Here is a 12,704-nt window from a genome sequence, read left to right as displayed (position 1 = left end):
TGGCGCAGGCGGCTCGGTGTCCTACACCTCTCCCGAAGGGAGAGGTCGCATCGCATCGTCAGATGCGATGCGGGTGAGGGGTTACGCTCCCTGGTGTGACCTGAGCCCCCTCACCCGGCGCTGCGCGCCGACCTCTCCCCGATGGGGAGAGGTGAAGGACGCGGCCCGACCGCGTCTCACAACAGCCTGCGGCCAATGCTAGAGAGCTCAACCTCGCCCGCCGTCGAGGCCAGCCTGACGGCGCTCGCCGTCAGCCTCCGCGGCGTGACGAAAGCCTATGACAACGGCGTCATGGCCCTCGGCCCGCTCGACCTCGCCGTGCGCAAGGGCGAGTTCATCTCGCTGCTGGGTCCGTCGGGTTGCGGCAAGTCGACGGCGCTGCGGCTGATCGCGGGGCTCAGCACGCCCTCGTCCGGAATCGTGCGGGTGGCGCGCCGCGAAGGCGTGCCGCAGCCGGGCCACGGCATCGGCTTCGTGTTCCAGGAGCCGACCCTGATGCCCTGGACCAGCGTGCGCGAGAACGTGCGGCTACCCCTGAGGCTTGGTCGCGTTCCGAAGGCCGAGGCGTGCGCGCGTGCCGAGGCGGCGCTCGCCAGCGTCGGCCTTGCCGATTTTGCCGAGGCCTTTCCGCGCGAGCTCTCCGGCGGCATGAAGATGCGGGTGTCGCTGGCGCGCGCGCTCGTCACCGATCCCGATATCCTGCTGATGGACGAGCCGTTCGCGGCGCTCGACGAGATCACGCGCTTCCGCCTCAACAATGATTTGCTCGCGCTGTGGCGCAGCCTCGGCAAGACGGTCATCTTCGTCACCCATTCGGTGTTCGAATCCGTTTACCTGTCGCAGCGCGTGGTGGTGATGACGGCGCGGCCCGGCCGCATCCAGGCCGACCTCCGCATCGAGACGGTCGAGCCGCGGGGCGAGGAGTTTCGTACTTCAGTCGCCTATTCCGATTATTGCCGCAGGGTGTCGGCGGCCTTGGCGCCGTCCTATGCGGGGCAATCGACGCTATGAACGTGCAAGCTGCGGTCACCGCAAAGCCGTCCGGCGCGCAACGTGCAATGCGCCTCGTGCCGCCCGTCCTCGTGTTCGCGGCCGGCCTTCTCGCCTGGGAACTGGTGGTCCGTATCAAGGAGATTCCGCCCTACGTGCTGCCGGCGCCCTCCGTCATCTTTCTGACGCTGATCAAGGATTGGGCGGTGCTGTCGCAGTCGCTCGCCACCACGCTTCTGACCACGCTAGAAGGTTTTGTGGCAGCGAGCATCGGCGGCATCGGGCTGGCGCTCTTGTTCAACCAGTCGAAATGGGTGGAATATTCGCTGTTCCCCTATGCCATCGTGCTCCAGGTGACGCCGGTCATCGCGATTGCGCCGCTCTTGCTGATCTATCTGGAGCAGCAGACCGCGGTGGTGGTCTGCGCCTTCATCGTTGCCTTTTTCCCGGTGCTGTCCAACACCACGCTCGGGCTGAATTCGGTCGACCGCAATCTCGCCGGCCTGTTCCAGCTCTATGGCGCATCAAAGCCGCAGACGCTGCGCTTTCTCAAGCTGCCCGCGGCGCTGCCCCACATCCTCGGCGGCTTGCGCATCGCCGGCGGCCTGTCGCTGATCGGCGCGGTCGTGGCCGAGATTGCAGCGGGAACGGCCGGTGCCGGCTCCGGGCTCGCCTACAGGATCGCCGAGTCAGGCTATCGATTGAACATACCCCGCATGTTCGCTGCGCTGCTTTTGCTGTCGCTCGCCGGGATTGTCATCTATGGGGTGCTGGCGCTAGTTTCGCACCTCGTTTTACGGCGCTGGCATGAGAGCGCGCTTGGAAAGGAAAACTGATGACCGCCGGTTCGATTTCGTCCGAAAAGATCGATCTTTTGATTTATGGACCGGTGCGGCCGATCCTCGAGAACGGGTTTTCCGACCATTTCGTCGTGCACAAGGCCGAGACGCGCGGTGACCTCGAGCGGCTGACGGCGGCGGTCCGCGACAGGATCCGCGGCGTCGCCGTGACGTATCACACCGTGCGCGCCGACAAGGATTCACTGTCGCAGCTGCCGAAGCTGGAAATGGTGGCGAGCTTCGGCGTCGGCTATGATCACATCGACGCCAAATACGCGGCCGAGCACAATATCATCGTCACCAACACGCCCGATGTCCTCACCGAGGAGGTCGCCGATGTCGCGATGGGCCTTCTGATCTCCACGCTGCGCGAGTTCATCAAGGCCGATCGCTACGTCCGCTCCGGACTGTGGCAGACGCAGAACTATCCGCTCAGCGTCGGCTCGCTGCGTGACCGCAAGGTCGGCATCGTCGGCATGGGACGGATCGGCCAGGCCATCGCGCGCCGGCTCGATGCCTCGCTGGTGCCTGTGGTCTACCATTCCCGTAACCCATCCAAGGATGTCTCCTACAAGCACTACCCTGATTTGATCGAGATGGCGAAGGCGGTGGACACGCTGATGGTGATCGTGCCCGGCGGCGCCAGCACCGACAAGATGATCAACGCCGAGGTGCTCAAGGCGCTCGGCCCGCGCGGCGTGCTCATCAACGTCGCGCGCGGCTCGGTGGTCGACGAGCCGGCGCTGGTCCAGGCACTGAAATCAGGCACCATCCTCGCCGCCGGCCTCGACGTGTTCGCGGCGGAGCCGAACGTGCCGGACGAGCTCAAGACCATGCAGAACGTGGTGCTGCTGCCGCATATCGGCTCGGCCTCGGTGGTGACGCGCAACGCGATGGACCAACTCGTCGTCGACAATCTCAAGGCCTGGTTCGCCGGCAAGGCGCCGCTGACACCGGTTGCGGAAACGCCGTTTAGGGGGCGCTGATGAGAGCTCTTCGGGGCGTTGCATTGATGATCGCGGCATGTGCTGCCGCGATCGATCCTGCGCACGCGCAGGATGCGGCGACCCTGAAGAAGCAGATGCCCGGGCAGTGGGAGCTCTCGACAACCGAGCGCAACAAGACCTGCGTCGTCACCCTCAAGGGCGACGCCAAGGGCCAGGGTTTTAAGCTGGAGCTGGAGCCGGCCTGCAAGACCGCGCTGCCCTTCACCAAGGACATCGTCGCCTGGAACGTCCGGGGCCTCGACATCGTCCGCTTGCAGGACGCCACCGGTGAAGCCGTGATCGACTTTACCGAGGTCGAGGCCGGCATCTTCGAGGGCCTGCGCCAGGGCGAGGGTGTCTACATCCTGCAGGATCTCGCCGCGGCGCGATCGATGGCCAAATCGATGGACCAGATGATCGGCGACTGGTCGATGGTGCGCGGCAACGGCCAGCCGGTGTGCGGGCTGACGCTGACCAACACCGAGGCGGGCGCGGACAATTTCCAGGTCTTCCTCAAGCCGAAATGCGACGCGGCGATCGCGCAATTCAACCCGACGCAATGGCGGCTCGAGCGCGGCCAGATCCTCCTGATGTCGAAATCAGGCGAAGCCTGGCAGTTCGAGGCCGACGACAACGCGCAGTGGCGGCGCGTCCCCGATACCGCCGATCCCTTGATCATGCTGCGTCAATAGGCAAGCCTTCCGCGCTGCCGAACGACGGGTGTGAACGCGGAACCCGCTGCAGGGCAGCCCGTTGACGAAAGAGCGATTTCGTTGGGAGATCCGCATGGCCAAGCGCATCCTCGCGATCGGCATCGAGCCCGGCAATGCGGATTATAGCGCATTCCCGCAGCTCACGCCCGAACATGTCCGCAGCTACATCGAGGCCCAGCTCCTGCGGCTGCGCGGTCTCGGCTTCGAGGTCACGAGCTGTCTGATCGATCTCGATGCGACTGCGGAGGCTGCCGTGACGGCGGCGCTGCGCGACGAGCGCTTCGACTGCATCGTGATCGGCGCCGGGCTCCGCGAGCCGAAGGAACGGCTGCTGCTGTTCGAGAAGGTGCTCAACCTCGTCCACCGCCTGGCGCCGGAAGCCGCGATCTGCTTCAACACGACGCCGGCCGACACAGTCGAAGCGGTGCAGCGCTGGGTCGAGCCATGAATTGACGTCCCGGCCTGCTAGATCAAGCGCATCCCGCGCAGGCTGGCGTGGCCGCTTCTGCCGACGATGATGTGGTCGTGCACGGAAATCCCGAGCGGCTTTGCGATGTCGATGATCGCTTTCGTCATCTGGATATCGGCTTGCGAGGGCGAGGGATCGCCCGAGGGATGGTTGTGCACCAGGATCAGCGCGGTCGCGGAGAGTTCGAGCGCGCGCTTGATCACCTCGCGGGGATAAACCGGGGTGTGGTCGATGGTGCCGGTCTGCTGCACCTCGTCGGCGATGAGCTGGTTGCGCTTGTCGAGGAAGAGCAGGCGGAATTGCTCCTTGTCGGCGAAGGCCATGCTGGTGCGGCAATAGTCGATCACCTCGTTCCAGGACGAGAGCGCGTTGCGGCTGTTGACGTCGCCTTTGGCGACGCGGTGCGCCGCTGCTGCGATCAGCTTGAGCTGGTTGATCGCGGATTCGCCGATGCCCTCGACCTCGCGCAGGCGCGCCACCGGCGCATGCACGACCTCGGCGAACGAGCCGAAAGTCTTTATCAAGGTCTTTGCGAGTGGCTTGGTGTCGCGCCGCGGCAGCGCGGCAAACAGCGCCATCTCCAGCAGCTCGTAGTCGCTGAGCGCATCCGCGCCGGCGCTGTAGAAGCGCTCGCGCAGCCGCTCGCGATGGCCGTGATAATGCGGCGCGTCCTCAGGTTTGCTCTTGTCGTGGTCGGATTTGGCGGGCATCGGCCGCCAGCATTGCCGCGGAACCGCAGCTTTGCAACCGTCAATTGCGATAGCAAGCGCCGTTCATTGTAGGCCGGCGGCCCAAAGCCTCACCCGATCTGCTTCTCGCCATGCCGCTCCGACAGCGTGAAGATCTCGACGCCCGTCGCCGTCACGCCGACCGAGTGCTCGAACTGCGCCGACAGCGAGCGGTCGCGGGTCACCGCGGTCCAGCCGTCGGAGAGGATTTTGACATGCGGCTTGCCGAGATTGATCATCGGCTCGATGGTGAAGAACATGCCGGGCTTGAGCTGGACGCCCTCGCCGGGCCGGCCGATATGGATGATGTTCGGCTCGTCGTGGAACATGCGCCCGAGGCCGTGCCCGCAGAAATCGCGCACCACGCTCATGCCCTGCGGCTCGACGAAACTCTGGATGGCGTGGCCAATGTCGCCGGTGGTGGCGCCGGGCTTCACCGCGGCGATGCCGCGCATCATCGCTTCATAGGTGACTTCGATCAGCCGCTCGGCTTTGCGCGCGATCGGGCCGACCGCATACATCCGGCTGGAATCGCCGTACCAGCCGTCGACGATGAAGGTGACGTCGATGTTGACGATGTCGCCTTCCTTCAGCGGGCGGTCGCCGGGCATGCCATGGCAGACCACGTGGTTGAGCGAGGTGCAGGTCGAGTAACGGTAGCCGCGGTACATCAGCGTCGCCGGATAGGCGTTGTGGCTGAAGGCGAAGTCGCGGACGAATTCGTCGATGCGCGAGGTCGGCACGCCGGGGCCGACGATATCGGTGAGGTCGTCGAGGCACTTGGCCACCAGCGCCCCCGCCTTGCGCATGCCGGCAAAGGCGCTCGGCCCATGCAGCTTGATCTGTCCGGTCTTGCGCAGGGAGGTCTCGGTGGCTTCGACGTAACTCATGCGGGCGCGATCTTCCAAAGGGGCTCAATGTCGGCGGAAAGGCTTGATTTCAGGCTCCAATCTAATGATTGCGGGCCTTCATGCAAGCCAAGCGTGATGTTTGCACCCGAAAGCGGGCCTAATTCGGGACTTCTACGGCCGTTTCGACCGGCAGGGCGCCGCGCACGCGGATTTCGCGGACGGGGTAGGGAACCCGGATGCCCTCGCGCTTGAAGGCGTCCCACAGCGCCAGCATCACGTCGCTCTTGACGTTATCCATACCGTCGGGGTCCGCGATCCAGAACGTCAGCGAGAACTTCATGCCGGCCTCGGCGAACTCGGTCAAAATGCTGTTCGGCGGCTTGCCCTTCTGCGCGCGCGGATGGGCGGCGGCGGTCTCGGCGGCGAGCTTGCAGACGAGGCGCGGGTCGGCGTCGTAATTGGTGCCGAAGGCGATCTTCACCAGCGTGTTCTTGTCGGTATAGGTCCAGTTCACGACTTTCTGCGTCACCAGATCCTCGTTCGGCACCAGGAATTCGCGCCCGTCGCCGGCCGCGACGGAAATATAGCGCGTCTTCATCGCGCTGATCCGCCCGGTATTGTCGCCGATGGTGACGAGGTCGCCGGGCTTCACCGACTTGTCGGCGAGCAGGATGATGCCGGAAATGAAATTGGCCACGATCTTCTGCAGGCCGATACCGATGCCGACACCGACCGCGCCGGAGAATACCGCGAGCGCCGACAGATCGATCCCGACCGCCCCGAGCGCGATCACGATCGCGACCGCAAGCAGCCCGATGCGGATGATCTTGACCAGCAGCACCTGCACCGACGGCGTCAAATCGGTGGTCGCATTGATCCGGCTCTCGGCGAAATTGCTCGCGATGTTGGTCAGCCAGAGCGCGATCAGCAGCAGCGCGCCGGCCTTGAGCGCCAAGAGCGGGGTCAGGCGCAGGCCGCCGAGCACGATCGCGAAGGAATCGAGCAGCTCGACCGTCGCATCGAGCTGGCCGAGGATGGAGAGCGCGGCGATGAACCACGCCGTGATCGACACTAGCTTGACGATGAAGGCGTTGCGCAGCACCGAAGTGAGGAGCCGGATCACCAGCCAGGCCAGTCCGAGCTTGGCCGCGACCATCAACAGATAGCTGCGGCTCGGCCAGGTCGCGTGGTACATCACCACGCGCGAAATGATCACGAGCAGGGTGAAAACCGCCGTCGAGGCGCTCGCGACCATCACCCGGACGAAGTGCCGGAGCGGCAGCGGCCAGCGCATTGCCAGCGACGTCATGTCGAGGCGGCTGCGAATGGCGGCCTCCGCGGCATAGGCCATGCCGGCGGCGGCCAGGATGAGACCGAATTGCAGGTAGAACCAGGGTGAGGAGATTTCCGCCCCGACGCTGCGCGCGGTCGTCTGCACGAACTCCATGAAGTCCTTGAGGTCCATGTCCATCGGGTCGGTCTCGTCGGGAAGCGGGCGGGAGGATTTTGATTCGAGGGCGCCGCAGAATCCCACAAAGGGCACGGCCGGACCATCGATACACCGCGAAGTGATGCGCGTTAAGGCCGCAAAATGCGGGCAGATTGCCGCGAGCGGGAGAAAATAGGTTGGCGCGCGAGTCCGCCGACGATAAGGATGCAAATCCAGCGATTTTTACCCGGAAGGTGGATGGCCTCCCTCGACTCCGTCAGCCTCGCCATATTGCTCGGCGCTGTTCTCGTCATGGCCGGCATCCTCTCGAGCCTGCTTGCGCTGCGCTTTGGCGCGCCATTGCTGCTTGTCTTCCTTGCGATCGGCATGCTCGCCGGCGATTCGGGGCCCGGGCAGCTCCAGTTCGACGACGTCCGCACCACCTATCTGGTCGGCTCGGTGGCGCTCGCCCTGATCCTGTTCGACGGCGGCCTGCGGACGCGCTTTGCCAGCATCCGCACCGTGCTCGCGCCCTCCGTGGTGCTGGCGACCATCGGCGTGCTGCTGACGGCGCTGATCACCGCGCCATTCGCGAAATACGCGCTCGATCTCAACTGGTCGGAATCGTTGCTGGTCGGCGCTGTGGTCGCCTCGACCGACGCCGCCGCGGTTTTTCTGCTGGTGCACACCCAGGGCCTGCGCCTGCGCCCGCGCGTCGGTGCGACACTGGAGGCGGAATCCGGCACCAACGATCCGTTTGCGATCTTCCTCACGCTCATGCTGGTCGAGTACATCTCGCTCGGCTCGAGCTCGCCCGGCCATGTGCTGATGGAGTTCGTCCAGGAGGCGGTGCTGGGTGCCGTCGTCGGCGTGATCGGTGGACGCCTGGTCGTCATCGCGCTCAACCAGGTGGCGCTGCCGCAGGGCCTGCATGCGCCGTTCGTGACGACCGGCGCGCTCGTCATCTTCGGCGGCTCGCAGATCATGCACGCTTCCGGTTTTCTTGCAGTCTATCTCGCCGGAATCATTATCGGCAACCGGCCGACGCGCGCGCATAATTCGGTGGTGGCCTTCCTGGACGCCGCGACCTGGCTGGCGCAGATCGTGATGTTCGTGCTGCTCGGCCTCTTGGTCTCGCCGAGCCGGCTTGGCGCCAGCGTGCTGCCGGCCGTCGGCGTCGCGCTCGTCTTGATGCTGGTCGCGCGGCCGCTTGCCGTGTTCGTGTGCCTTGCGCCGTTCCGCTTCAAGTGGCGCGAGAAAGTCTTCATCGCCTGGACCGGCCTGCGCGGCGCGGTCGCGATCTTCCTGGCCTCGATCCCGATGCTGGTCGGCCTGTCCAAGGCCTATCTCTATTTCGACGTCGCTTTCGTCGTCGTCATCATCTCGCTGCTGCTGCAAGGCTGGACGCTGGCGCCCGCCGCGCGCAAGCTGCACGTGGCGCTGCCGCGCGCCGAGCGCGGCCCGCGCCGCGTCGAACTCGATCTGCCGGGCCAGCTCGAACAGCAACTGGTCGGCTATCCGGTGCGGCCGAAGAGCTTGTATTTTCGCCGCGGACTGATTCCATCCTGGTCCAAGCCGACGCTCGTCATCCGCAACGAGAACATCCTGACGCCGGTGGAGGCCGATCCAATCGCGCCCGGCGATTACATCTACCTGCTGGCGCCGCCGGAAAAGGCGGAGGCACTCGACCGCTTCTTCGTCGACATGCAGCCGAGCTCGGCGCCCGATCCGCATCTGCTCGGCGACTTCATGGTCTCGGGCGAGCACACGCTCGCCGAGCTCGCCGAGATCTACGGCGTGAAGGTCGACAAGGAGGAAAGTAAGCTGACGCTGGCTGATTATTTCGACGTTCATCTCGATCACGCGCCAAAAGAGGGCGCCGAGCTTGCGCTGGATACGATTGTGCTGGTCGCGCGCTCGATCTCCGGCGGCCGCGTCAACGTCGTTGGCCTGCGCCTGCCGGAAGAGGACGAGACCCCGACGCCGCTGACGCGTGCGCAGGCGCTACGGCGCAAGCTCGCCGACGTCTGGGCGTCGGTGGCGGGGGTCTGATTTGGGTGTCGTCCTGGCTTTTGCCAGGACAATCACGATGAGGAACCGCCACCAAATCGCCGCAACCGCCGAAGATTTGCGCGGTTTCGTGACGTCGAAACCCGGAACACTCTGCCATGCCGCTCGTTCTAAGCCGCGTAACAGCTTGGACCGCAGGAGTATGCCAATGCGAAAGTTCATCCTTCCGATCGCAACAGCCCTCGCGCTCGGCGCTGCCGCACCGGCGATGGCCTACGATACCGGCGATCAGATCTCGATGCAGGTCGCGCTCGACGTCGCGACAGATCTTGGCGTCGTGACGGTCTCCCACACCAACTTCCTCGGCGACGAATGGGAGGTTGATGGGCGGGATCGTGCAGGCCGCTGGATGGAAGTCTACGTTGACGCGAGGACGGGTGAGGTGCGCAACGTCGAGCGAGGCTGGTAGCTCTGAATGATATGGCCGCGCAGCCGGATTTCCGGCTGCGTCTTTATGTCAGCACCTTCACCCCGCCGAACGACGTCACGCGGCCCTGCTTCAGCATCACGATCTGCGTGGCGAGCTGGCGCAGCTCGGCGGCGTCGTGGCTGACATAGACCATCGGCACGTTGGCTTCATCGCGGAGCCGCATCAGATAAGGCAGGATCTCGAGCTTGCGGCCTTCGTCGAGCGCGCCGAGCGGCTCGTCAAGCAGCAGGAGGCGTGGCTTCGACAGCAGCGCGCGGCCGAGCGCGACGCGCTGGCGCTCGCCGCCGGAGAGCTTCCCGGGGCGGCGGCCGAGCAGGGTGCCGATATCAAGCAGGTCGACGATGCGCTTGTGCTGGGCCGGATCGGGTGCGAGGCGGTTCATCTGCCGTCCATAGTCGAGATTCTGCGCGACATTGAGATGCGGAAACAGCCGCGCATCCTGGAAGACGTAGCCGACGCGGCGGCGCCAGGTCGGCACATGGATGCCGGCCGCGGTGTCGTCGACGGTTTCGCCGTCGATCACGATGCTGCCGCGGTCGGGCCGCAACAGGCCTGCAATCATGTTGACCAGCGATGTCTTGCCGGCGCCCGAGGCGCCGAACAGCCCGATGACGCGTCCCTCGCCGGTGAAGGACGCGTGCAGCGAGAATTCGCCGAGCTGTTTTTCGACATCCACACGCAGCATGGTCAATTCCCGTGCAGCCGCGCGGTGGCGCGGCGGGCGAACCACTCGGCCGCGATCAGAGCGCCGAGCGCGAGCACGATCGAGACGATGACGAGTCGTCCCGCCGCGGCGTCGCCGTCGGGGGTCTGGATCAGCGAATAGATCGCAGACGAGATCGTCTGGGTCTCACCGGGAATGTTGGAGACGAAGGTGATGGTGGCACCGAACTCGCCGATCGCCTTGGCGAAGCCGAGCACCATGCCGGCGAGCACGCCGGGCAGCGCGAGCGGCAGCGTCACCGTGAAGAACACCTTCCACGGCGCCGCGCCAAGCGTCTCGGCGGCCTGCTCGAGCCGGCGGTCGATCGCCTCGATCGACAGCCGCATCGGCCGCACGAGAAGCGGAAACGACATCACGCCGCAGGCGAGCGCAGCGCCGGTCCAGCGGAAAGCGAAGACGATGCCGAGATTGTCGGCGAGGAAACCGCCGAGGAGGCCGCGGCGGCCGAAGCTAAGCAGCAGCAGATAGCCGGTGACCACGGGCGGCAGCACCAGCGGCAGATGCACGAGTGCGTCGAGCAGCGACTTGCCCCAGAAATCGCGCCGCGCGAGCAGCCATGCCAGCGCGATGCCGAACGGCGTCGCCACCAGCGTTGCGATGACGGCGACCTTGAGCGAAAGCAGGATCGCCGTCCATTCCGCGGGTGAAATCTCGGACATCAAGCCGGAGATATCATGTGGTGGGGCTGATAAGGAACTTGAAGCCGTATTTCTCCAGAATGGTCTTGGCGACCGTCGAGCGCAGGAAGGCAAGATAGTCGCTGGTCTCGCCCTTCGCGGTCGTGGTCGCGGCGACGGGATAGATGATCGCGGGATGCGAATCGGCCGGGAAGGTGCCGACGATCTTCACGTCCGGCTCGACCTTGGCGTCGGTCGCATAGACGATGCCGAGCACGGCCTCGCCGCGCGCCACCAGCGTCAGCGCGGCGCGCACGCTCTCGGCCATGGCGAATTTCGGCTCGGCGGCCCGCCAGGCGCCCAGCTTCTCGAGCGCAGCCTTGGCGTATTTGCCGACCGGCACGGATTTCACGTCACCGGTCGCGATCCTGCCGTCGCCGGCGAGCTTGGCGAGGTCGAGGCCTTGCGCGATCGTGACGTTATCGACCTTTGAGTCCTTCGGCGCGATCAGCACGATGCTGTTGCCGAGCAGGTTGACCCGGGTGGATTCGTTGACGGCTTTCTTGGCGATGGCGTAATCCATCCAGTCGGTGTCAGCGGAGACGAACACGTCGGCCGGCGCGCCCTGCTCGATCTGCCTCGCGAGCACCGAGCTCGCAGCATAGCTGACGCTGAACTTGACGCCGGTCTTGGCGGTGTAGGTCGCGTCGATCTCGTCGAGTGCGTTCTTCATCGAGGCGGCCGCGAACACGGTGATGGTCTTGTCCTCGGCACTAGCGGGCGACAGGCTCGCGCCCGCGAGGATGCCGAAGGCGGTGACAAGTGCGGCAATACGAAACATGGATAGCGCTCCGTGCGAGCTCGCGCGCGGTGACGCGCGCAAATTTGGCGTTGGGTGGGTCTGATGCGACGGGCGGACGCGCTGTTCCACGGAGCCCCACGGCGGCTTACGGCCGGCAGGGATATCGCTGCTCAAAGATAGCAGGCACACGTCTTAGGTCAAAGGCGACCGTTTGTCTAACCAGGGGGCGCCTATTGCGCCGGCAGGATCGCGATCGAGACCGAATTGTCCTTGGCGCCGCTGACCTGGAGCACGAAGGGCTGTGCCGACAGCTGATATTTCATGCTCTTGCGGATGCCGTCGCAATCGGTCGCGCCGCTAAAGGCAACGGGCTTGAGGACATGCCCGTCCTGGACCACGTCAACCCAAGCCCCGGCCGAGAGGCTGATCGAGTAGAGCCCGGCCTTCGGCGCCTTGACGCTGGTGAAGCCCGCGAAGGTGCCGTCCTTGGGCGCGCGCTCAGGCGGCGTCGGCAATTTTGCGTCCGCGGGCGGGACCAGCCCCAGCGTGATGGCGGATGACGGCACTGCCGCCTGTTCGCTGCCCGATGCGAATTTCGCACGGTCCGGCGCGGTGAGCGCCGTGCGGTCGCGCTCGATCGGCCATTTGAACTTGTCGCAGCCGCTGGGCTCCTCAGCGACAAGAACGGGGGCCGTGCCAAGCAGCAGCAGGGCCACGAGGAAAGACGATTTCATGGTCAATCTACGGCAATCATGACATCGGAGGCCTTGATCACAACGGTGACCTTGCCGCCTGCCCTTATGCCGAGGTCGTCGACGGCTTCGTTGGTGATCGAGGACGTCACGATCGTGCCGTCGCCGATGTCGACGCGGATGTGCGAGGTCGTGGCGCCCTTTGTGACCTCGACGACATTGCCTTTGATCTGATTGCGTGCACTGATGCGCATGGAGTTCTCGCGGTGGCTGGTGCTCGGCGATAGCGCCGCGCATGCGGACGGGATGGGCTGGAGCGGGATGCGCGTCCCGGCGGGTGTCGCACGCTTACGGCAGCGCAACG

15 protein-coding genes are annotated in these 12,704 nt (G+C 65.3%); 7 read left to right on the top strand and 8 right to left on the bottom strand.

Annotated elements, in window-relative coordinates; genetic code table 11:
- Positions 1-195 precede the first annotated feature (195 nt).
- The 5 genes from IVB01_RS02095 (at position 196) to IVB01_RS02075 (ending at position 3,976) form a co-directional block, all read left to right on the top strand.
- Positions 196-1,011: an ABC transporter ATP-binding protein gene (locus IVB01_RS02095; RefSeq protein WP_247276369.1), complete on the top strand. Its 816-nt coding sequence runs from the start codon at positions 196-198 to the stop codon at positions 1,009-1,011.
- Entirely contained in the window at positions 1,008-1,826 is an 819-nt protein-coding gene (locus tag IVB01_RS02090; RefSeq protein WP_247276370.1) for an ABC transporter permease, read from the top strand. The genes IVB01_RS02095 and IVB01_RS02090 overlap by 4 nt, the downstream gene beginning before the upstream one ends.
- Positions 1,826-2,815, top strand: a complete 990-nt coding sequence (locus IVB01_RS02085; RefSeq protein WP_247276371.1) for a 2-hydroxyacid dehydrogenase — start codon at positions 1,826-1,828, stop codon at positions 2,813-2,815. Before IVB01_RS02090 ends, IVB01_RS02085 begins: the two co-directional genes overlap by 1 nt.
- Positions 2,815-3,507 (top strand): AprI/Inh family metalloprotease inhibitor, encoded by a 693-nt coding sequence (locus IVB01_RS02080; protein WP_247276372.1) that lies wholly within the window; start codon positions 2,815-2,817, stop codon positions 3,505-3,507. Before IVB01_RS02085 ends, IVB01_RS02080 begins: the two co-directional genes overlap by 1 nt.
- Before the next feature lie 94 nt (positions 3,508-3,601).
- On the top strand, positions 3,602-3,976 hold the full coding sequence (locus IVB01_RS02075) for a hypothetical protein (RefSeq protein WP_247276373.1): 375 nt from the start codon (positions 3,602-3,604) through the stop codon (positions 3,974-3,976).
- A 17-nt stretch (positions 3,977-3,993) separates the two neighbouring features.
- Here the strand turns inward: IVB01_RS02075 and radC are convergent, their stop codons facing one another.
- From radC to IVB01_RS02060, 3 genes are all read right to left on the bottom strand, one after another.
- Positions 3,994-4,707 carry a DNA repair protein RadC gene (gene radC, locus IVB01_RS02070; protein WP_247276374.1) on the bottom strand — a complete coding sequence of 238 codons (714 nt, stop codon included), beginning with the start codon at positions 4,705-4,707 and terminating at the stop codon, positions 3,994-3,996.
- 89 nt (positions 4,708-4,796) lie between these two features.
- Complete coding sequence (gene map / locus IVB01_RS02065) at positions 4,797-5,615, bottom strand: type I methionyl aminopeptidase (protein ID WP_247276375.1); 819 nt, start codon at positions 5,613-5,615, stop codon at positions 4,797-4,799.
- 118 nt (positions 5,616-5,733) lie between these two features.
- On the bottom strand, positions 5,734-7,047 hold the full coding sequence (locus tag IVB01_RS02060; protein ID WP_247276376.1) for a mechanosensitive ion channel domain-containing protein: 1,314 nt from the start codon (positions 7,045-7,047) through the stop codon (positions 5,734-5,736).
- A gap of 216 nt (positions 7,048-7,263) precedes the next feature.
- Between IVB01_RS02060 and IVB01_RS02055 the strand changes: the two genes are divergently transcribed.
- The gene (locus IVB01_RS02055; RefSeq protein WP_247276377.1) at positions 7,264-9,057 is read left to right on the top strand and encodes a potassium/proton antiporter; all 1,794 of its coding nucleotides are present in this window, start codon (positions 7,264-7,266) and stop codon (positions 9,055-9,057) included.
- A 166-nt stretch (positions 9,058-9,223) separates the two neighbouring features.
- Entirely contained in the window at positions 9,224-9,484 is a 261-nt protein-coding gene (locus IVB01_RS02050; RefSeq protein WP_247276378.1) for a PepSY domain-containing protein, read from the top strand.
- A 43-nt stretch (positions 9,485-9,527) separates the two neighbouring features.
- Here the strand turns inward: IVB01_RS02050 and modC are convergent, their stop codons facing one another.
- From modC to IVB01_RS02025, 5 genes are all read right to left on the bottom strand, one after another.
- Positions 9,528-10,190 carry a molybdenum ABC transporter ATP-binding protein gene (modC, locus tag IVB01_RS02045; protein ID WP_247276379.1) on the bottom strand — a complete coding sequence of 221 codons (663 nt, stop codon included), beginning with the start codon at positions 10,188-10,190 and terminating at the stop codon, positions 9,528-9,530.
- A 2-nt stretch (positions 10,191-10,192) separates the two neighbouring features.
- Positions 10,193-10,888 (bottom strand): molybdate ABC transporter permease subunit, encoded by a 696-nt coding sequence (modB, locus tag IVB01_RS02040; protein WP_247276380.1) that lies wholly within the window; start codon positions 10,886-10,888, stop codon positions 10,193-10,195.
- Positions 10,889-10,901: 13 nt separating this feature from the next.
- Positions 10,902-11,687 (bottom strand): molybdate ABC transporter substrate-binding protein, encoded by a 786-nt coding sequence (gene modA / locus IVB01_RS02035; protein ID WP_247276381.1) that lies wholly within the window; start codon positions 11,685-11,687, stop codon positions 10,902-10,904.
- A 191-nt stretch (positions 11,688-11,878) separates the two neighbouring features.
- Positions 11,879-12,382 carry a hypothetical protein gene (locus IVB01_RS02030; RefSeq protein WP_247276382.1) on the bottom strand — a complete coding sequence of 168 codons (504 nt, stop codon included), beginning with the start codon at positions 12,380-12,382 and terminating at the stop codon, positions 11,879-11,881.
- A gap of 2 nt (positions 12,383-12,384) precedes the next feature.
- Positions 12,385-12,594: a TOBE domain-containing protein gene (locus tag IVB01_RS02025; RefSeq protein WP_247276383.1), complete on the bottom strand. Its 210-nt coding sequence runs from the start codon at positions 12,592-12,594 to the stop codon at positions 12,385-12,387.
- Positions 12,595-12,704: the final 110 nt, after the last annotated feature.

The organism is Bradyrhizobium sp. 164 (assembly GCF_023073715.1).
Classification (GTDB): Bacteria; Pseudomonadota; Alphaproteobacteria; order Rhizobiales; family Xanthobacteraceae; genus Bradyrhizobium.
Note: the sequence above shows the minus strand (reverse complement) of the source record. Positions and strands in the feature narration are given on the sequence as shown.

Bases quoted from the DNA above. Each gene is read 5' to 3' on its own strand.
- IVB01_RS02025 (WP_247276383.1), bottom strand. From the start codon at position 12,594: ATGCGCATCAGTGCACGCAATCAGATCAAAGGCAATGTCGTCGAGGTC.
- IVB01_RS02085 (WP_247276371.1), top strand. From the start codon at position 1,826: ATGACCGCCGGTTCGATTTCGTCCGAAAAGATCGATCTTTTGATTTAT.
- IVB01_RS02060 (WP_247276376.1), bottom strand. From the start codon at position 7,047: ATGGACATGGACCTCAAGGACTTCATGGAGTTCGTGCAGACGACCGCG.
- IVB01_RS02095 (WP_247276369.1), top strand. From the start codon at position 196: ATGCTAGAGAGCTCAACCTCGCCCGCCGTCGAGGCCAGCCTGACGGCG.
- modC (WP_247276379.1), bottom strand. From the start codon at position 10,190: ATGCTGCGTGTGGATGTCGAAAAACAGCTCGGCGAATTCTCGCTGCAC.
- IVB01_RS02055 (WP_247276377.1), top strand. From the start codon at position 7,264: ATGGCCTCCCTCGACTCCGTCAGCCTCGCCATATTGCTCGGCGCTGTT.
- IVB01_RS02050 (WP_247276378.1), top strand. From the start codon at position 9,224: ATGCGAAAGTTCATCCTTCCGATCGCAACAGCCCTCGCGCTCGGCGCT.
- IVB01_RS02030 (WP_247276382.1), bottom strand. From the start codon at position 12,382: ATGAAATCGTCTTTCCTCGTGGCCCTGCTGCTGCTTGGCACGGCCCCC.
- modB (WP_247276380.1), bottom strand. From the start codon at position 10,888: ATGTCCGAGATTTCACCCGCGGAATGGACGGCGATCCTGCTTTCGCTC.
- modA (WP_247276381.1), bottom strand. From the start codon at position 11,687: ATGTTTCGTATTGCCGCACTTGTCACCGCCTTCGGCATCCTCGCGGGC.
- radC (WP_247276374.1), bottom strand. From the start codon at position 4,707: ATGCCCGCCAAATCCGACCACGACAAGAGCAAACCTGAGGACGCGCCG.
- IVB01_RS02080 (WP_247276372.1), top strand. From the start codon at position 2,815: ATGAGAGCTCTTCGGGGCGTTGCATTGATGATCGCGGCATGTGCTGCC.
- IVB01_RS02090 (WP_247276370.1), top strand. From the start codon at position 1,008: ATGAACGTGCAAGCTGCGGTCACCGCAAAGCCGTCCGGCGCGCAACGT.
- IVB01_RS02075 (WP_247276373.1), top strand. From the start codon at position 3,602: ATGGCCAAGCGCATCCTCGCGATCGGCATCGAGCCCGGCAATGCGGAT.
- map (WP_247276375.1), bottom strand. From the start codon at position 5,615: ATGAGTTACGTCGAAGCCACCGAGACCTCCCTGCGCAAGACCGGACAG.